This is a genomic window from Streptomyces sp. SAI-127 (assembly GCF_029894425.1).
Lineage (GTDB): Bacteria > Actinomycetota > Actinomycetes > Streptomycetales > Streptomycetaceae > Streptomyces.
Window position 1 is genome coordinate 9,443,670 of sequence record NZ_JARXYJ010000001.1, and the last position, 17,911, is coordinate 9,461,580.

The window sequence follows — 17,911 nt, forward strand, 5'->3', positions numbered from 1 at the left end:
CGGGGCCGGGAATAGCCGTCGCGCGCCGCTCCTTGGCGCTGGAGTGCCGGGACGGTGTCCCGGTGACAGTGCGAGGAGAGCGAGGAAGCAGATGCCCAAGGCGTACGTCTTCACGCGGTACGGCGGACCGGAGACCGAGGCGTTCGTGGACGTGGACCGGCCGAGCCCCGGACCCGGTCAGCTCCTGGTGGCCGTCCGTGCGGCGGGCGTGAACCCGGTGGACTGGAAGATCCGCTCGGGCTACCGGCGCCCCGGCGACAGCGGTGACCGTGCCTTCCCCGCGGTGCTCGGCAGCGAGGTCTCCGGTGTCGTGGCGGAGCTCGGCGAGGATGTCGAGGGGTTCGCGGTCGGGGACGACGTCTTCGGCAACACGCTCAGCGGAGGCTACGCCGAGTACACCCTGGTGCCGGTCGTGATCGCCGCGCACAAGCCCGCCGAACTGTCCCACGTGGCCGCCGCCACCCTGCCCGTCGCCGCCGCGACCGCCTACGACGGGGTCCGCCAGCTCGATCTGCCCCGGGGCGCGACGCTGCTGGTGACCGGCGCGGGCGGGGGAGTCGGCGCGGCGGCCGTGCAGATCGCCCGTGCCTTCGGGCTTCGCGTGGTCGGCGTCGCGAGCGAGGGCAAGAAGGACTTCGTCGAGTCGCTCGGCGCCGAGCACGTCTCCTCCGGGCCGGCCTGGGCCGAGCGGGCCCGGGCGGCCGCGCCGGACGGCATCGACGGGGTGTACGACCTCGTCGGCGGCGAAGTGCTCGCCGAGGCCGCCGAGTTGCTCACCGACCGGACGAGGCTGATCACCGCCGGCGCCCCGGAGGAGGACGTGCGGCGGCTGGGCGGCACCCGCGTGACGAGGGCCCGCGACGCGGCCGTACTGGAGGAGCTGGCGCGGCTCGTGCTCAAGGGCGACCTGGACCCGCACATCACCGAAACGTTTCCCCTCGACCGTGCCGGCGAGGCGCTGCGCGCGGTCGAGGAAGGCCATGCCCGCGGCAAGACGGTCATCGAGGTCGCCCGATGACCGCCGGCGCCCCGCACGTCCTCGACAACCCCGCCCTCGCCTCCCTGACCGGCCCGCACGCCCACTTCGCCGAGAAGCGCGGCCGGGTCCTCCGTTACCCCGTCGACGTCTCGCCGTGGCTGGCCCTGCCCGACGAGCCCGACGACGGCGACTGGGCCGACCTCGCGGCGCTCGCGGGCCCCGGCGCAGAGGTACCGCTGACGGCTTACGCGGGACAGGTCCCGGAGGGCTGGGAGATCACGTTCCACGTCGAGGGCGTCCAGCTGGTGGACGACGGCCTCACCACCGCACCCGACCCGGAGGCGGTCCGGCTCGGCCCCGCCGACGTCCCCGAGATCCTCGACCTGATCGAACGGACCCGGCCGGGACCCTTCCTGCCCCGCACCATAGAGATGGGCACCTACCTGGGCATACGCCGGGGCGGCGCCCTCGTCGCGATGGCGGGGGAACGGCTGCACCCGCCCGGCTGGACGGAGATCAGCGCGGTCTGCACCGACGCCGGAGTCCGCGGCCAGGGTCTCGCGACCCGGCTGATCCTCGCCGTCGCGCACGGCATACGCGAGCGCGGCGAGACCCCGTTCCTGCACACGGGCGCGAAGAACACCGGTGCCATCCGGCTCTACGAGTCCCTCGGCTTCCGGCTCCGGCGCACCACCGCCTTCCTCGCCGCACGGGTGCCCGAGCGGTTGCCGGAGACGGTGTCCTAGTCCCCGTCAGCCGGACTGCGGCCAGGCGTTGTAACGCACCAGGTACCCGGCGAACCGCTCCAGGTCCTCCGGCGACCAGTCCGCGAGCCGCTCGCCGACGGCCGCGCGGCGGCTCACGGTGACCTGGCCCAGGATGTGCCGACCCGCCTCGGTCAGATGCAGCACCTGGACCCGGTGGTCCTCCGGGTCCTGGCGCCGTTCGACGAGACCGGCCCGCTCCAGAGCGGCGACCTGGCGGCTCACCGTGGACTTGTCCAGGGCGTAGTGGGCGGCCAGGTCGGTGGCGCGGCAGCCGTCGCGCTCCTCGAGATGCCCGAGGAGCGTGTACGACACCAGCGACAGCTCGGGATGCAGGCGGCCCGCCGAGGCCCGGGCCCGTCGCGCGAAGACCGTCATCTCGCGCTGGATCGTCTCCACGGCCGTTGCTGCTTCCACCGGACCTCCCTCGCAGTACTGGTTGCAGAGTACAACTCGTGCCGTTCTGGGGTAGGGTGGCGCTCCGGCTGAGGGCGGTCCCAGCCGTGCGGGACCAAGGAGGTGAGACCCATCGACGCTGTGTCAGATCGGGTGCTCTCTCCTCGAATCGGCGCGGATCACCGCCCGTAGGTGACCGCGGGAGCACCCTTCGGCTCCCGAAAGGCTCTCGGCTTCCATGCCTTCACTCTCTCCCCGCTTCACCTCTGCCGACTCCGTCGTCGCCGCACTCCGCACCGCGGGCTGTGTCTTCGCCGAGGACGAGGCACGCCTGATCCTCGCCGCCGCCCGCACCCCGGACGAACTGGCCGGCATGGTGGACCGCAGGGTCACCGGACACCCCCTCGAACTCGTCGTCGGCTGGGCGGAGTTCCGCGGACTGCGCATCACCGTCGGCCCCGGCGTCTTCGTCCCCCGCCGTCGCACCGAGTTCCTCGTCGAACAGGCCCTCGCCCAGGCGCCGGACGCCTCCGTCGTCGTGGACCTGTGCTGCGGCTCGGGTGCGGTCGGCGCCGCGCTCGCCGCCGCGCTGGGCCCGGTCGAGCTGCACGCCGCCGACATCGACCCGGCCGCGGTGGACTGCGCCCGCCGCAACACCGCCGACGCGGGCGGCAGGGCCCACACCGGCGACCTCTTCGACGCCCTCCCCGCCGACCTGCGCGGCCGTGTGGACATCCTCGCGGCCAACGTCCCCTACGTCCCCACCGACGAGGTCGCCCTCCTGCCCACCGAGGCCCGCGACCACGAGCCCCTGGTCGCCCTCGACGGCGGCGCGGACGGCCTGGACATCCTGCGCCGCGTCGCCACCGAAGCCCCTCACTGGCTCGCCCCCGGCGGCTGCCTCCTCGTCGAGACCAGCGAACGCCAGGCCTCCGCCGCCGTCGACGCCTTCACCCGCAGCGGCCTGACACCCCGCCTCGCGGTCTCCGAGGAGCACTACGCCCACGTCGTGATCGGCACCTGGGCCTAGGCCCAGCCAGGTGCCCACGTCCCCACGCCCGGCGGTTCCGGCCGGGTGGCGTGCAGGTGCGCCCGAAGGGCGGCGAGTGCCGGGTGGGCGTTGTCGGCGCGCCAGATCAGGGAGTGGGGGTAGACCGGCGTGGGCCCGTGCACCGGGATGCGGCGCAGGTCCTGGCCGGACGGCCAGACCAGACGGGTCAGCTCGCCGACGAGGGTCGCCAGGGCCGAGGAGTCGGCGATGGTGTCGAGAAGGGGGTCGGTGCCGAAGTCGGGGCCGGTGACCTCGATGGTGAGGCCGAAGGCGGCGGCGAGGTCGTCGTAGTAGGTGCCCCACTCGGTTCCGGTGACCAGGCCGGGCATCCAGATGCGGTGCCCGGCCAGTCGGGGGAGCTCCACCGAGCGGGCTCCCGCGAGCGCGTGGCCGGGGCCGGTGAGCAGTTGGACCGGCTCGTCGTAGACCCGTACGGACTCGATGTCGTCGGCCGACTGTCCCGCGGAATGCGGGACCGCGCGGAAGGTGGCGTCGATCGTGCCGGACCGGAGTGCGGCGACGGCCGCGTCGGCGTCGAAGAGGGTGACGACGTCGAGTTCGATGTCGGGGTGCGTGCGGTGGAAGGCGCGCAGCAGTTCGGCCGGCGCGAGGCGGCGGCCGATCACGTCGACGCGCAGGGCCCGGCTGCCCGGCCGCACCGAAGCGGCCGCCCGTTCCGCGGCCCGGAGCAGTTCGCGGGCGTGGGGCAGGAACGCCTGTCCGTCGATGGTGAGCCGGGCACCGCGCGGCGTGCGGGTGAACAGGCGCGCCCCGAGGTCCTTCTCCAGCGCGGCGACCCGCTTCGACACGGCCTGCTGGGTGATCGTCAGCCGGTCGGCGGCCTCCTGGAACCGCCCCGCGTCCGCCACGGCGACAAAGGTGCGTACGGCGTCGAGATCCATGCCGGAAGCCTAGACCGTCATGCCACAACCGCGGGTTGTGGGCTGCAGGTGCCGCGGTTGTTTGATCTGCGGGCCCGGCACTCGCTTGGATGGCGTCGGTCAACGTGAGGTTGTCGACGAGGGGGTTTCGGGCGTGAACGGGAAGCGGTCGCTGGGGCGGCGGTTCGGGTGGCTGTGGGCGGCCTACGCGGTCAGTGCGTTCGGCACCTCGCTGTCGTTCGGCGCCTTCCCGCTGATCGCCGTCCTGGTGCTGCACTCCGGCCCTGCCGCGGTGTCCGCACTGGCGGCCGTGGGACTCGCGGTCGGGGCCGCGGTGGCGGTGCCGCTCGGACCCTGGGTGGAGTTCCGCCGCAAGAGACCGGTGATGGTCGCAATGGACCTCGTCCGGTTCGCCGCCCTGCTGAGCGTGCCCGCCGCATACGTGCTCGGTGTGCTCAGCTTCGTCCAGCTGCTGGCCGTGTCGGTGGTCGTGGCGGCGGCCGACATCACCTTCGGCGCCGCCTCGGGAGCCTTCCTCAAGTCCCTCGTCGGCGGGGACGACCTGTTGATCGCCAACGGGCGGTTCGAGGCCACGAACTGGACGACCATCGTGATCGGGCCTCCCCTCGGCGGTGCCGCCATCGGGCTCTTCGGTCCTGTGACGACCCTGCTGGCCGACGCCGTCAGCTATCTGCTGTCCGCGCTGGGGATCCGGGCGATCGGTGGCGGCGAGCCACGGCCGGCGCCCACCGGGGCGGCGAAGGGGTCCCTCCTGGAGGGCTGGCGGTACATCCTGGCCAGTCCCGTCCTGCGCCCGCTGTTCTTCAACACGGTCCTGGTCAACGCCCTGATCATGGTGCCGGTGCCGCTGTTGACCGTCCTCATGCTCGGCCCGCTGGGCTTCGCCCCCTGGCATTACGCCCTCGCCTTCTCGGTGCCCTGTCTCGGGGGCCTGCTCGGCTCACGGATCGCGCGCCCGCTGGTCGCCCGGTTCGGACGGCACCGCGTCCTGCTCACCTCGGGCGTCCTGCGCGCGTGCTGGCCGCTCGGCCTGGCCTTCGTCGGCCCCGGTGCCGCCGGGCTGCTGCTCGTGATGGCCGTCGAGCTCGGGGTGATCACCTCCTGCGCGGTCTTCAACCCGGTGTTCTCCACCTTCCGGCTGGAGACGACGCCGACGGACCGTCTGGTCCGCACGCTCTCCGCCTGGTCGGTCACAGGCAAGCTGACCACCGCGGCCCTGACCGCCCTGTGGGGTGTGCTCGCCACCTTCACCGGAACCCGTGAAGCGATCGCGCTGGCCGGGCTGCTGCTACTGGCCACCCCGCTCCTGCTGCCCCGGCGGCCCGCCGCCGTGCCCGAGGCGAGTCAGGACGCCCTGCACTCTTCCGCCGGGTCCCCCTGACGCCGGTCTCCCTTGCCGTGCCGGGGCGTTCTCCCAGGTGCCGGTGAAGACCTGGGCAGCGGTCCTGGTGGCCTCGGTGAGGCTGCCGGTCACCAAGACCGTGTCGCCCCGCGTCCCGGAGGTGCCGTCGCGGACCACCCTGGTGTCGCTCTTCACCGGTCGCCGTCGATCTCCTCGCCGTGCACGGCACCACCCCGCAGACCCCGTCAGGTCACAGGCGTCTGCACCCGTGCGATCAGCAGCGCCACGTCGTCGGAGTTGTCCGGCTGGTGCAGTGTGCGCAGCAGCAGGTCGCAGACCTCCTCCAGCGGACCGTCGGGGCTGTCGAGCAGGTCGAGGAGTGCGTCCAGACGCTCGTCGAGCGGATGCTGCCGGGTCTCGACGAGACCGTCCGTGTACAGGACGAGCCGGTCGCCGGGTGCGAGGTCGACGGTGGTCGTGGAGAAGGCGACACCGCCCACGCCCAGCGGCGCCCCCGTGGGCAGTTCGAGCAGTTCGGGCGGGCGGCCGGGGCGCAGCCGTACCGGAGGCAGGTGCCCGGCGTTGGCGATCCGGCACTGTCCGAGCCGCGGATCGTGCACGGCGTAGACGCAGGTGGCGATGGAGTGGTCCAGGTCCTCGGTGATCCGGTCGAGGTGTTCGAGGAGCTTGGCCGGGTCGAGGTCGAGGGAGGCCAGGGTGTTCGTCGCGGTGCGCAGCCGGCCCATGGTCGCGGCGGCGGTGATGCCGCTGCCCATCACGTCACCCACGACGAGGGCGGTCTTGCCCTCACCCAGCGGAATCACGTCGAACCAGTCGCCGCCGACCTCGGCGGTGGCGCCCGCGGGCTGGTAGCGCGAGGCGACCTCGAGGCCGCCGGTCACGGAGGGGTGGCTGGGCAGCAGACTGCGCTGCAGGGTGAGAGCGGTGTTGCGGGCGTCCTGGTACCAGCGGGCGTTGTCGATCTGCACCGCCGCGCGGGCCGCCAGCTCCCGCGCGAGCAGCAGGTCGTCCTCGCCGAACGGCTCCGGATTGTGGACGCGCTTGAGGTCGAGGGCGCCGAGCACCTCGCCGCGCGCGATCAGCGGCACGGCCAGATAGGAGCGCACGCCGGCCTCGGCCAGCAGCGCGGCCGCCTCCGGTGAGCGGGCGATACGGGCGAGGTCGTCGGGCCCGACCTGGGCCACCAGGACGGGGCTTCCCGTGCGTACGCACTCGGTGACCAGGCGCTCGGGGGCGTAACGGGCGACCTGCCCGGGCGGATCGGCCGCGCTCAGGACCTCGGGGGCACCGGCCGCGTCGACGGCCAGGGGACGCATCACGGCGGGCTCGGCGGGGCCGAGGGTGCTGGGTCTGCCCTGCACCACCGCCTCCAGCAGGTCCACGGCCGCCACGTCCGCGAGTTCCGGCACGGCCACGTCGGCCAGCTCACGGGCGGTGCGGTCCAGGTCGAGGGTGGTGCCGATACGGGCGGAGGCGTCGGCCACGAGCGCGAGGCGGCGCCGGGCCGTCTCCGCCTCGACGGTCGCCAGATGCTGCTCGGTGACGTCCAGCACCGAGCCCGCCACGCCCAGGACGGTCCCCAGCGCGTCCTCGAGGCGGTACAGCGAGACCGACCAGGCGTGCTCCCTGTCCGGGTCCGCGGGCGTGTAACCGACCGTGTGCTGGTCGACGAGCGGTGTGCCGGTGCGCAGCACCTCGCGGGCGGCGGCCTCGAAGGCGGCCACGTCGAGATGCGGCAGGACCTCGCCGATCTTCCGCCCGACGTGTTCCTCGGCCGGCACACCGTTCAGCTGCTCCAGGGCCGGATTCACCGAGACGTACCGCAGCTCGGTGTCCAGCACGGCCAGCCCGATCGGGGACTGCGAGACCATGCGCGTCGAGAGCGCCACGTCCCGCTCCAGCCGGCGCACGGTCTGCTGGTCGGCGCACAGCCCCAGCGCGTAGACGTCCCCGTGGTCGTCCAGCAGCCGCATGTTGCGGAACTCGACCAGCTTGGTGCCGCCGTCCTTCTGCCGGACGGGGAAGGCGCCGGCCCAGCTCTGCCCGGTCTCCATGACGTCGGCGAACAGCTTGACGACCAGGTCGGCATGCTGTTCGTGGATCATCAGATGCGCCGCGTACTGCCCCAGCGCCTCCCGCGCGGTGTAGCCGAACAGCTCCTCGGCCTGCGGGCTCCACAGCACGATGTGCCCCCGGGCGTCCAGCACCACCGAGGCCATGCCCAACTCGTCGAGCAGCCCGCTCGGCCGTACCGCCCCACGCGGGGGCTCTGCGCCCTCGGCCGCGGGTATTCCGGCTGCACCCATTGCACGAACCGCCTTAGACCGTCCTCGCGGCACGCCGTACCCCCGTGCCGACTCCCCTTGTTCTACCGCGCTCAACCGTCTCCGTGACCACGCGGTCGTGTTCTTCCACCATCCCTCAACACGGGGGCGCGCGTCCGGTGAAGTCCGACGGGGTGACGAAGACCGCTTGTTCATTCGATTGGCCTGTACATGACCACCTGAGGGCGCCAGACTGTCCGCCGACCCACCTCACCTCCGCCCCAGGAGCCTCAGGAGTCCTTCATGCCCCTGCGCGCCAGACAGCGTTGTCACGCGCTCCTCGCCGCCCTCGTCACCCTCACCGCGACGGCCCTCCTGGCCGCCGCCCCGCCGGCCTCCGCCGCCGACACCTGGACGGAGACCGGCTCCGACCGGGCCAACCCGCTCACCGAGAGCCAGGGCCTGACCTCGGTCGAGGTCCCCGCCGGAGCCGCCAACCGGTACACCGGCATCGGCACCATCCCCATCGGCGTCTCCAGCCGCGGCTGGAACCACGTGGGCGACCCCGACGCCTCCTACGACGGCCACTACATCGAGCCCTACCAGGCCGACTCCGGTACCGCGAAGATGTTCCGGGTGCAGGCGCCGGACGGCACCTGGTCCGAGTACGTCCACACCCTCAGCTCCGGGGAGGCGCTGAACAACTCCTGGGTCGCGATCTCGCCCGACGGACAGTGGATGCTCTCCGGCGAGTACGGCACCATGAGCCGCTTCCTGGTCTTCCCCACGCCCGGCGTCAACGCGAGCACCTCGCCCTCGGCGAACCTTCCGCAGGCGGCCACCGTCACCCTCGACCACGCCGTCCGCGACGTACAGGGCTGCGACTTCCTGAGCGCCACCCGGCTGCTGTGCTCCTCCGACGACCCCGCGGGCACGCTCTTCGGCTACACCAAGCCGCTCCTCCAGATCGACCTGTCCGCCGCCCCGACCGGCTCGGCGAACGTCACCGGCCATGTCACGGCGCTGCGCCAACTGCCCCTCAGGAGCTCCTGCTCGGGCGGGTTCGAGGCGGAGGGCATCGACTACGACCGCCGTACCGGAACCCTGCGTGTGATCGTCGTCTCACCGGGCTTCTGTGTGCTGACGGACAGCAAGACGTACCGCTTCACCAGGAGTTGAGCCCCTCACGGGCGGGTGCCGACCCTCGCGGAAATGAGGGTCGGCACCGATGGCGGGGCCCCGCGGCCGGATGCGACGGTGACACGAACATCCCCGACACACAAAGGGAGTTCTCGCATCCATCCCCGTGAAGCACAGCCCGCACGTCCTTCTGCGCCCTCGCGGGAGGTGAACCATGGGACACGCTGACACCCTGCTCGCCATGGGCGGCGCCTTCCTGGCCGCCGCGTTCCTCGCCCGCCTCGGCGGCCGGATCGGACTGCCGACCATCCCGCTGTTCATGCTCGCCGGTATTCTGCTCGGCCCGCACACCCCCGGCCTCGTCCTCGTCGAGGACGCGCACGACTTCGAGATGCTCTCCGCGCTCGGCCTGGTGCTGCTGCTGTTCTACCTGGGCCTGGAGTTCCACGTCGACGACCTGCGCACCGGCGGCAGGCGCCTGCTCGCCGCGGGCGGCATCTACCTCCTGGCGAACGTCGGCGCCGGTCTCGGCTTCGGGTTCGCCCTGGGCTGGGGGACCCGGGAGGCACTGGTGCTCGCCGGGGTCCTCGGCATCTCCTCGTCCGCGATCGTCACCAAGATCCTCATCGACCTGGGGCGGATCGGCCGCCCCGAGACCCGGCTGATCCTCGGCGTGATCGTGGTGGAGGACATCTTCCTCGCGCTCTACCTCGCCGCGCTCCAGCCGGTCGTCAGCGGCGCGCGCGGACCGATGGAGGTGCTCCTGCAGGCGGGCAAGGCCTTCGGGTTCCTGCTGGTGCTGGCCGTCGCCGCCCGGTACGGGACGCGCTGGATCGGCCGGCTGATCCACGTCCGGGACAACGAACTCCTGGTCATCAGCTTCCTCGGCGCCGCGGTCCTCGTCGCCGGAGTCTCCGAGGTCCTCGGCGTCGCCGACGCCATCGGCGCCTTCATGGTGGGCCTGATCCTGGCCGGCACACCCTCCGGCCCCCGCATCCGCCGACTGGTGCACCCGCTGCGCGACGCCTTCGCCGCGATCTTCTTCTTCGCCTTCGGGCTGTCCATCGACCCCGGAGTCGTCACGTCCGTCGCCGGACCCGTAGCCGCCGCGGCGGCCGTGACCGTCGTGATGAACGTCGTCGCCGGCCTGCTCGTCGCCCGTCTCTACGGCTACGGCGCCCACCCCGCGGCCGACATCGCCACGACCCTCGTGGCCCGGGGGGAGTTCGCCCTGATCCTCGGCGCGATGGCGGCCGGCGCGGGGCTCGACGCACGTCTGGCGCCGTTCATCGCCGGGTATGTCCTTGTCCTGGCCGTTCTCGGCCCGGTGGCCGCGGGGCGGGCCCAGCTGCTGGCCCGGGTGCTGGGGTCACGTCGTGCCCGCGAGCAGGGGGACGACGTCACACCGGAGCCGGTTTCGGTCGCGGTGGGCGCCGACGCCGAACGGTAGGGCCCCTGCGAAGGAGGAGTCATGCGCCAGCCCGATGACGAACACCTGGTCGATCTCGCGGCACGGCTGGAGCGTGACGACCCACGGTTCGCCCGCGCCCTGGGGTCGGGCCGCCCCGCCCGGCCCCGCGAGTACCGGCGCACCCGCGCCTGGGGGAGCCTCGCCGTCGCCGTGACCCTCCTGGCCGCGGGGATGGCTCTGCCCGAGGGCATTCTCGTGGCCGCGGGTCTGGTGCTCGCCGGTATCGCCGTTCCCTTGTTCGACCCGCACCGCGATCGCCCGCCTCGCTGACACCGCCGCCGGTAGTGCTCCGCGAAAGGTGGTGCTTTTCTGAGGGTGTGGCGCGGTTCGCGGGGAACCCGGCGGTCCGGTCATCGCCATGAGAGGAGCGATCACGATGGATCGTGAGCGAGCACACGAGGAGTCCGTCTCCCTGGAGATCAGCGGTTGCAGCAAGGAGGACGCCCGGATCGTCTTCGACACGCTGGCCGCGTGCTTCGAGTCCGACCGGGGTACCGACGAGGTGCCGCAGCAGCTCCATGAGTCGCGGCCGATGGTGTGGCTGGGGACGTTCGAGGTGACGGAAGCGCGTTCATGTCCGCCGCCGGCACCGTTGTCGTCCTCTGTCGAGGCCGATGCGCAGGGAGGTTACTGGGCCATCGAGAGGCTTCGGACGACGTTGGACTCGATGTTCACGGTGCGGGACCTCGCGTCCGCGTCGGGAGATCAGGAGCGGGAGCTGCATGTGCGGCTCGAGAGCCGTTGACGGGTTGTTGGTCTGATCAGCCCCGCCGCACCGGCACCACCACCGTCTCGGCGACGTTGCCGCTCGGCGGGGCCGCGACCGAGAAGGCGATGGCCTCGGCGATGTCCGGCGCGGTCAGGGGATCGAGGTCGGTGCGCATGCGGGACAGGGACGCGCGTGTCTCGGCGTCCCGCATGCCCGTGCCCAGCTCGGTGGAGGTGACCCCGGGCTGATGTTCCTCATGCGGACGCCGCGCGGCCCGAGTTCGGCGCGCAGATTGCGCGTGAGGTGGGCGACGGCCGCCATGGTCGCGCAGTCGTTGACCGTCAACAGTGCTCCGGGTCAGCAGCTGGTCGTCTACCAGGCCGATCCGGGCAGCCCGTCCGAGCAGGCGCTCTCCCTGCTCGGGAGTCTCGCCGCGGACGCTGCGCACTCCGACGAGGCCGCCGACAAGAACACGTACACCTGAGGTCACCGACGTGGTTCGGATCACCCCTCCCCGGTTGTGCAACTAGTTGCATAAAGATGGTGCGGTCCTCTACAACAGAGAGGCACGAGACCGCGACGGAGGGGCCCCATGAGCCGTTACCCGCACCTGCTGAACCCGCTCGACCTGGGCTTCACCACGCTGCCCAACCGCGTCCTGATGGGCTCCATGCACGTGGGCCTCGAGGAGGCCGAGCGCGGCTTCGAGCGCATGGCCGCCTTCTACGCGGAGCGAGCGCGCGGGGGAGTGGGCCTGATCGTCACCGGCGGCATCGCGCCCAACGAGGAGGGGCGGCCCGGCGAGGGCGGCGCCAAGCTCACCACCGACGCGGAGGCCGAGCAGCACCGGCAGATCACCGAGGCCGTGCACCGCGAGGGCGGCCGGATCGCGATGCAGATCCTGCACTTCGGCCGGTACGCCTACCACCAGGACCTGGTCGCCCCCAGCCCCCTCCAGGCGCCGATCAGCCCCTTCCCGCCCCGCGAGCTCACCGACGCCGAGGTCGAGCGGACCATCGGCGACTACGCCCGCGCCGCCCGCCTCGCCCGGCAGGCCGGCTACGACGGCGTGGAGATCATGGGCTCCGAGGGCTACCTCATCAACGAGTTCATCGCCGCGCAGACCAACCACCGCACCGACCGCTGGGGCGGGTCGTACGAGAACCGCATGCGCTTCCCCGTGGAGATCGTGCGGCAGGTGCGCGAGGCCGTCGGCGAGGACTTCATCATCGTCTACCGGCTGTCCATGCTGGACCTCGTCCCGGCCGGCTCGACGCTGGACGAGGTGATCACGCTGGCCAAGGCCGTCGAGGCCGCCGGGGCCACGATCATCAACACCGGCATCGGCTGGCACGAGGCCCGCATCCCCACCATCGCGACCTCGGTGCCGCGCGGCGCCTACACCTGGGTGACGAAGCGGCTCATGGGCGAGGTGTCGATCCCGCTCGTCACCACCAACCGCATCAACACCCCCGAACTGGCCGAGGAGTTGCTCGCCGACGGGTACGCGGACATGGTGTCGATGGCCCGCCCGATGCTCGCCGACCCGGAGTTCGTGAACAAGGCGGCCGAGGGCCGTCCCGAGGCCATCAACACCTGCATCGGCTGCAACCAGGCCTGTCTCGACCACACCTTCAGCGGGAAGATCACCTCCTGCCTGGTCAACCCGCGCGCCTGCCACGAGACCGAGCTGGTGCTGGCCCCGACCCGGCTGCGCAAACGCGTGGCGGTCGTGGGAGCCGGCCCGGCGGGACTCGCCTGCGCCGTCTCCGCCGCCGAACGCGGCCATGACGTCACGCTCTTCGACGCCGCGAGCGAGATCGGCGGCCAGCTCAACGTGGCCCGCCGGGTCCCCGGCAAGCAGGAGTTCGACGAGACGATCCGCTACTTCCGCCACCAGCTGGACGCCCACGACGTGGACGTACGGCTGAACACCCCCGTGGACGCGGGGGACTTGTCCGCCTACGACGAGGTCGTCGTGGCCACCGGCGTCACCCCGCGCACTCCCGACATCCCGGGCGTCGACCACCCCAGCGTGGTCGGCTACCTCGATGTCCTGCGCGACGGCGCCCCTGTCGGCGACCGGGTGGCGATCCTCGGCGCCGGGGGCATCGGCTTCGACGTCGCCGAGTTCCTCACCGACGGCGGCGACAAGGCGCACGAGAACCCTGAGACGTACTTCCGCCAGTGGGGCGTCGACATGGACTACACGGCACCCGGCGGACTCGCGGCCCCCGAACGCCCCGCCCCGCCGCGCACCGTGCACCTCCTCCAGCGCAAGACCAGCAAGGTCGGTGCCGGGCTCGGCAAGACCACCGGCTGGATCCACCGCACCGAGCTCAAGCACCGGGGCGTCACCATGGTCCCGGGTGCGCGCTACGACCGTATCGACGACGCCGGAGTGCATGTCACCGTCGGCGAGGAGAGCACGGTCCTGGAGGTCGACACCGTCGTGCTGTGCACCGGGCAGGATCCGCGCCGGGACCTGTACGAGGAGCTCGTCGCCGCGGGCCGCAGCGCGCACCTGATCGGCGGGGCCGACGTGGCCGCCGAGCTGGACGCCAAGCGGGCGATCAAGCAGGGCACCGAGGTCGCGGCCGCCCTCTGAAGGGCGTCCCTAGGATGACCCCATGTCACTCCCGCACGCGATCCTCACCGCTCTGCTCGAAAGGCCGTCGGCGGGGCTGGACCTGACCCGTCGGTTCGACAGGTCGATCGGCTACTTCTGGTCGGCCTCGCACCAGCAGATCTATCGCGAGCTGGGAAAACTCGAGGCCGAGGGCTTCATCCGGGCCCTGCCCGCGGCCCAGCCGACCCGCGGGCAGAAGAAGAGCTACGAGGTCCTGCCCGCGGGCCGCGCCGAACTCGAACGCTGGACGGCCGCGGCGCAGGACCCCAAGCCGCACCGGGACACGCTGCTGCTGCGGCTGCGCGCGGCGGCCGTCGTCGGTACGGAGGGCCTCGAAGCAGACCTGCGCCGCCATCTCGACCTGCACCGGCGGCAGTTGGCCGAGTACGAGGAGATCGAGAAGCGCGACTTCCCGCCCGGGAACGACGGCGCGCAGGCCAGGCTTCAGCACCTGGTCCTGCGCGCGGGCATCGAGCTGGAGACCTTCTGGACGCAGTGGCTCACCGAGGCACTGGAGGAGTTCGCCGGACTCCCGGACAGCTGAAGGTTTCCAGGGGCGTACGGCCGCGCCTTCAGAGGCGGTACGGCCGTGACCGGCGGCGCAGGAACCAGACCGCGGCCACCCCGCCGACCGCCACCAGACCGCCGCCGACCGCCAGCGTCAGGGTGCCGTAGTCCTTGGTGCCGCCGCCCAGGCCGCCCATGACACCGCGGGACGGGGAGGCCGTGGCCGTCGCCGAGATCGTGGGCGTCGCGGCCCCCGAGACGATGATCGACTGGGTGCCCGCCGTGCTGTTGTTGAAGGCGCACCTCACGATGACGGTGTACGTCCCGGGGCTCACGTTCGACCAGGCCGCGGACTGCAGCGAAGTGGTTCCCGACAGGGCCGCCTGGCGGCCCTGGCTGAAGTTCGCCTGGCTGCTGGTGAGAAGCGAGGCGGTGCCCCAGCCGCCGGTGGGCGCGGTGCGGGAGCATGCCGTGGTCGTGACGGAGACCGTTGATCCGGAGGTGCTCACGGAGATGCCCGGCGCGGCGGCGGCCGGCCCGGCGGTCAGGGCGAGCGGCAGCGCGGCGACGGCCGCGACGGTCAGGCCGGAGCGGAGAAGTGGCTGAGTAGTGCGCATGGACTGCCCTCCGGCGGCACGGTTGGCGGTACATCCGTGGCGCCGCCGAGGTGGGGGAAGGGCCGTGCTGCCTCAGGGAGAGCCAACGTGCATACGGGCCGGGCCGCATGCGGAGCGCCGCCGGGCAGGTGACGGGTTCCCTCGTCCGGCGCAGACGTGAGGAGCCGTCACCCGTCCGTGGCGGTGCCCGTCGTCACCGTCCTTTCGGCCGACAGTCCGCCCCAGGTGCCGTCGGGCAGCCGGGCCCTGATCCGCACCCGGTGGCTCTGCCCGGCCTCGCGTCCCAGATAGAAGCTGTACGTCGCCCTCCCGCGCGGAGGCGTCCCGCCGAACACGAGCGAGGTGGCCGCCCTGCCGTCGAGGTGGACCTGGTACTCCGTGACGACACCGTCCGTCTCGGGCGGCGCCCAGGCCAGGTCGAGGTAGTAGGCGCCGTCGGCCTCCCGCCGCGTGGCCGCACGGAAGTCCGCCGGCGCCGTGGCCCGGCCGTCGTCGCTGCCCGGCGTGGTCAGACGGACGCTGTCCCCGGCCGGCGAGAGGTTGTCGGCCGCGTCCCGGGCCCGGACGGTGAAGGAGTAGCGGGTGCCCGGACGCAGCCCGGAGACCACGGCCGCCGTCTGGTTGCCGCCCACACTGTGGATCTTCGTATCGCCCTGATAGATGTCGTACGACACCACGTCCCCGTCGTCCGCCGAGGCGGCCCATGTCAGCTGGACGGCCCGGCTGCCCGCCGTCCGGCCCTGCAGCTCGCCGGGGCGGGTCGGGGCGGAACGGTCCGCCGCCGTGGCCGCCGGAGTCGTCGCCCGCACCTCCCGGCTGGGTGGGCCGAGGCGTCCCTCCGTGTCGCGGGCCCGCACGCTGAAGACATACGGGGTGGCGGGCCTGAGCCTGGTGACATCCACCATGTGCTGTGAACCCGGCACATCCTCGACCTTCGTAGTGCCGCGATATACCTCGTAGCCGTGGATGCCCGCCTCGGAGGACACGGCGTTCCACATCACGTGCACGCTGGTCGCGCTGCCCGCGGCGGCGGTGACACCCACGGGTGCGGCGGGCAGCCGGCCGCTCTCGACATCGTCGGTCCCGCCCCACGCGCAGGAGGTGAGCAGCGCGAGCAGTGCGCAGAGCAGCCCGGAACGTCGTAGGGGAACGGGCACGTCGCTGCCTCCCCGGTGAGGACATCACTGCAATGGTCCGGACCAATATGGCGCCGCTGTGTGTTCGTATCAAGAGGGCGGACCGTGTGGGCCGGCTCGGGCGGGTTACGTATGCTGAGGGTCTTCACGGCCGAACTCTCCAGCAGGAAAAGGGAGTTCGTGCTGGTGGCGCGGGCTGCTGTCGTCGCTGTCCCCGCGCCGTACGGGTGGCCGGGGGGCCCGGGTCCGTCGAGGGCTCGGGCCCTCGGTCCCTGCCCCGTCCGGACCCCTTACGGTGGCCGCATTGTTGAGACGGCATCAGATTGGGCTGCGTGCTCGTCGATGCCTCCCAGGAGAGGGTCCCCTATCGTGCGTGTCCAGTCGCTGACGCTGGCCGTGGCAAGTGCCGCTCTGCTCGCCCCGACGACGTCCCCCGCCACGCAGTTCGCCGCCACCCGGACGGAGTCGGCGGTGCGGCGAGAGGGCGCCGTCGAGGCCGCCGACCTCCTGGCCAGGGTGCGGGAGTGCGCCCCCGTCTCACGCGGCCGCTACCGCAGTGACGACGGCACGGCCGCGACCATCCCGGTCTGCGGCACCCGGGAGGCCGTCTTCTGGAAGGCCGACATGGACATCGACTGCGACGGCCGGCCCGGCAGCCACTGCAACAGCCGCACCGACCCGCTGTTCTCCGACTCCACCGCCTACCAGCAGTCCGACGGCCGCTACCTGAGCGCCGACAGCCTGCCGTACATCGTGGTACCGGCCGCGAGCGGGATCTGGGACTACCGCGAGCACGGGGTGCGCGGCGGCGCGGTCGCGGCCGTCGTGTACGGGGACCGGGTGCAGTACGCCGTAGTCGGGGACGTGGGCCCGGGCCACATCATCGGCGAGGCGTCCTACGCCACCGCGAAGGCCCTCGGGATCCGTCCCGATCCGCACGGCGGCGGAGCGCCCTCCGGCGTCACCTACATCGTCTTCAAGGACGCGCAGGTGAAGCCGATCGAGGACCATGCCGCCGCCGTCGCGACGGGGGAGCGGCTGGCGAGACTGTTCGCAGGGAGATGAGGCGGGGCGAATCCGTCAGACCGCCGACCAGCCGTCGTCCACGGGCAGGACCACGCCGTTGATGTTGCTCGCCGCGTCCGAGGCGAGGAACACGATCGCGGCGGCCTGCTCCTCGGGCTCGGCCAGGCGGCCGGCATTGACGAAGTGCGGGCCGAGCGCCGCCGGGCCGTGGGCCTCCCGGTCGGCGTCCACCACGATGGAGGTCGCGGTACCGCCCGGGGCGATCGCGTTCGCGCGGATCCCCTGCTTGCGGTACATCACCGCGAGGTTCTTCGTCAGGCCCACGATCCCGTGCTTCGAGGCCGTGTAGGCGGCGCCCGCCGTGCTGCCGCGCAGGGCCGCCTCGGAGGCGGTGTTCACGATCGCGCCCCTGCCCGCCGCCAGCATGTGCGGGAGCACGGCCCGGGTGAGCAGGAACGGCGCGGTCAGGTTGACCCGTATGACCCGCTCCCACTCCGCGTCGCTCACGTCCGCGAGCGCCGACATCCGGTCCATGATCCCGGCGTTGTTCACCAGGACGTCCACGCCGCCGAACCGCTCCACGGCCGTTCGGGTCACCTGGTCCACCACGGTCTGCTCGCTGAGGTCGCCCGTGACGGCGACCGCGGTGCCGCCCGCCTCGCCGATCTCCTTGACGACGGTCTCCGCGGCCACGGCATTGAGGTCCGCGACCAGGACCCGGGCGCCCCGGGCGGCGAACGCCAGCGCTGTCGCGCGCCCGATGCCCGAACCCGCTCCGGTGACGATGACGCCGCGTCCCTCGAATTCTCCGGCCATGGGGTGCTCCCGTCGGTCAGTGCCCGGTCCCGCGCGAGCGCTCCGCCCTGCGCTGTCGCCACCATACGACTTAATGTCGGTGAGTGACATAAAATGGTGAGGGAGAATTTCCGGGAGCACGGGACACGTGATCACCGTGAT

At 72.3% G+C, this 17,911-nt stretch carries 18 protein-coding genes and 1 pseudogene; 12 read left to right on the forward strand and 7 right to left on the reverse strand.

Annotated elements, in window-relative coordinates; genetic code table 11:
- Window positions 1-91: 91 nt before the first annotated feature.
- Together M2157_RS43225 and M2157_RS43230 are read left to right on the forward strand one after the other, a co-directional pair.
- Window positions 92-1,018: an NADP-dependent oxidoreductase gene (locus tag M2157_RS43225; RefSeq protein WP_280867911.1), complete on the forward strand. Its 927-nt coding sequence runs from the start codon at window positions 92-94 to the stop codon at window positions 1,016-1,018.
- Window positions 1,015-1,725, forward strand: coding sequence for a GNAT family N-acetyltransferase (locus M2157_RS43230; RefSeq protein WP_280867912.1), 711 nt, complete (start codon window positions 1,015-1,017; stop codon window positions 1,723-1,725). Before M2157_RS43225 ends, M2157_RS43230 begins: the two co-directional genes overlap by 4 nt.
- 6 nt (window positions 1,726-1,731) lie before the next feature.
- On the opposite strand, the gene M2157_RS43235 is transcribed toward M2157_RS43230, so the two are convergent.
- Window positions 1,732-2,160, reverse strand: coding sequence for a MarR family winged helix-turn-helix transcriptional regulator (locus M2157_RS43235; RefSeq protein WP_280855689.1), 429 nt, complete (start codon window positions 2,158-2,160; stop codon window positions 1,732-1,734).
- Between the two features lie 217 nt (window positions 2,161-2,377).
- On the opposite strand from M2157_RS43235, the gene M2157_RS43240 reads away from it, so the two are divergent.
- Window positions 2,378-3,169: a putative protein N(5)-glutamine methyltransferase gene (locus tag M2157_RS43240; RefSeq protein ID WP_280867913.1), complete on the forward strand. Its 792-nt coding sequence runs from the start codon at window positions 2,378-2,380 to the stop codon at window positions 3,167-3,169.
- Here M2157_RS43240 and M2157_RS43245 read toward each other — a convergent pair.
- The gene (locus M2157_RS43245) at window positions 3,166-4,092 is read right to left on the reverse strand and encodes a LysR family transcriptional regulator (protein ID WP_280867914.1); all 927 of its coding nucleotides are present in this window, start codon (window positions 4,090-4,092) and stop codon (window positions 3,166-3,168) included. The genes M2157_RS43240 and M2157_RS43245 overlap by 4 nt on opposite strands.
- 133 nt (window positions 4,093-4,225) lie before the next feature.
- On the opposite strand from M2157_RS43245, the gene M2157_RS43250 reads away from it, so the two are divergent.
- A complete protein-coding gene (locus M2157_RS43250; RefSeq protein WP_280867915.1) occupies window positions 4,226-5,473 on the forward strand; it encodes an MFS transporter in 1,248 nt (415 codons plus the stop codon).
- A gap of 206 nt (window positions 5,474-5,679) precedes the next feature.
- Here M2157_RS43250 and M2157_RS43255 read toward each other — a convergent pair whose 3' ends face one another.
- A complete protein-coding gene (locus tag M2157_RS43255; protein ID WP_280867916.1) occupies window positions 5,680-7,761 on the reverse strand; it encodes a SpoIIE family protein phosphatase in 2,082 nt (693 codons plus the stop codon).
- Between the two features lie 261 nt (window positions 7,762-8,022).
- Here M2157_RS43255 and M2157_RS43260 point away from each other — a divergent pair, with 261 nt between their 5' ends.
- The 4 genes from M2157_RS43260 (at window position 8,023) to M2157_RS43275 (ending at window position 11,075) form a co-directional block, all read left to right on the forward strand.
- On the forward strand, window positions 8,023-8,898 hold the full coding sequence (locus tag M2157_RS43260; protein ID WP_280867917.1) for a hypothetical protein: 876 nt from the start codon (window positions 8,023-8,025) through the stop codon (window positions 8,896-8,898).
- 175 nt (window positions 8,899-9,073) lie between these two features.
- Window positions 9,074-10,309, forward strand: a complete 1,236-nt coding sequence (locus tag M2157_RS43265) for a cation:proton antiporter (protein ID WP_280867918.1) — start codon at window positions 9,074-9,076, stop codon at window positions 10,307-10,309.
- Window positions 10,310-10,330: 21 nt separating this feature from the next.
- On the forward strand, window positions 10,331-10,600 hold the full coding sequence (locus M2157_RS43270; protein WP_280855679.1) for a DUF3040 domain-containing protein: 270 nt from the start codon (window positions 10,331-10,333) through the stop codon (window positions 10,598-10,600).
- Between the two features lie 106 nt (window positions 10,601-10,706).
- On the forward strand, window positions 10,707-11,075 hold the full coding sequence (locus tag M2157_RS43275) for a hypothetical protein (RefSeq protein ID WP_280855678.1): 369 nt from the start codon (window positions 10,707-10,709) through the stop codon (window positions 11,073-11,075).
- Between the two features lie 16 nt (window positions 11,076-11,091).
- Here M2157_RS43275 and M2157_RS43280 read toward each other — a convergent pair whose 3' ends face one another.
- Window positions 11,092-11,250: a hypothetical protein gene (locus tag M2157_RS43280; protein WP_280867919.1), complete on the reverse strand. Its 159-nt coding sequence runs from the start codon at window positions 11,248-11,250 to the stop codon at window positions 11,092-11,094.
- A 117-nt stretch (window positions 11,251-11,367) separates the two neighbouring features.
- Between M2157_RS43280 and M2157_RS43285 the strand changes: the two are divergent.
- From M2157_RS43285 to M2157_RS43295, 3 genes and pseudogenes are all read left to right on the forward strand, one after another.
- A pseudogene (locus M2157_RS43285) lies at window positions 11,368-11,523 on the forward strand (transcriptional regulator); the annotation flags it as partial.
- A 108-nt stretch (window positions 11,524-11,631) separates the two neighbouring features.
- Window positions 11,632-13,647, forward strand: coding sequence for an NADPH-dependent 2,4-dienoyl-CoA reductase (locus tag M2157_RS43290; RefSeq protein WP_280867920.1), 2,016 nt, complete (start codon window positions 11,632-11,634; stop codon window positions 13,645-13,647).
- A gap of 22 nt (window positions 13,648-13,669) precedes the next feature.
- Window positions 13,670-14,212 (forward strand): PadR family transcriptional regulator, encoded by a 543-nt coding sequence (locus M2157_RS43295; RefSeq protein WP_280855675.1) that lies wholly within the window; start codon window positions 13,670-13,672, stop codon window positions 14,210-14,212.
- A 28-nt stretch (window positions 14,213-14,240) separates the two neighbouring features.
- On the opposite strand, the gene M2157_RS43300 is transcribed toward M2157_RS43295, so the two are convergent.
- Window positions 14,241-14,792 carry a hypothetical protein gene (locus tag M2157_RS43300; RefSeq protein WP_280867921.1) on the reverse strand — a complete coding sequence of 184 codons (552 nt, stop codon included), beginning with the start codon at window positions 14,790-14,792 and terminating at the stop codon, window positions 14,241-14,243.
- A gap of 167 nt (window positions 14,793-14,959) precedes the next feature.
- Complete coding sequence (locus M2157_RS43305) at window positions 14,960-15,949, reverse strand: fibronectin type III domain-containing protein (RefSeq protein WP_280867922.1); 990 nt, start codon at window positions 15,947-15,949, stop codon at window positions 14,960-14,962.
- Between the two features lie 348 nt (window positions 15,950-16,297).
- On the opposite strand from M2157_RS43305, the gene M2157_RS43310 reads away from it, so the two are divergent.
- Window positions 16,298-16,993 (forward strand): glycoside hydrolase family 75 protein, encoded by a 696-nt coding sequence (locus M2157_RS43310; protein WP_280855672.1) that lies wholly within the window; start codon window positions 16,298-16,300, stop codon window positions 16,991-16,993.
- A gap of 15 nt (window positions 16,994-17,008) precedes the next feature.
- Here M2157_RS43310 and M2157_RS43315 read toward each other — a convergent pair whose 3' ends face one another.
- Entirely contained in the window at window positions 17,009-17,770 is a 762-nt protein-coding gene (locus M2157_RS43315) for a glucose 1-dehydrogenase (RefSeq protein ID WP_280867923.1), read from the reverse strand.
- Window positions 17,771-17,911 lie beyond the last annotated feature (141 nt).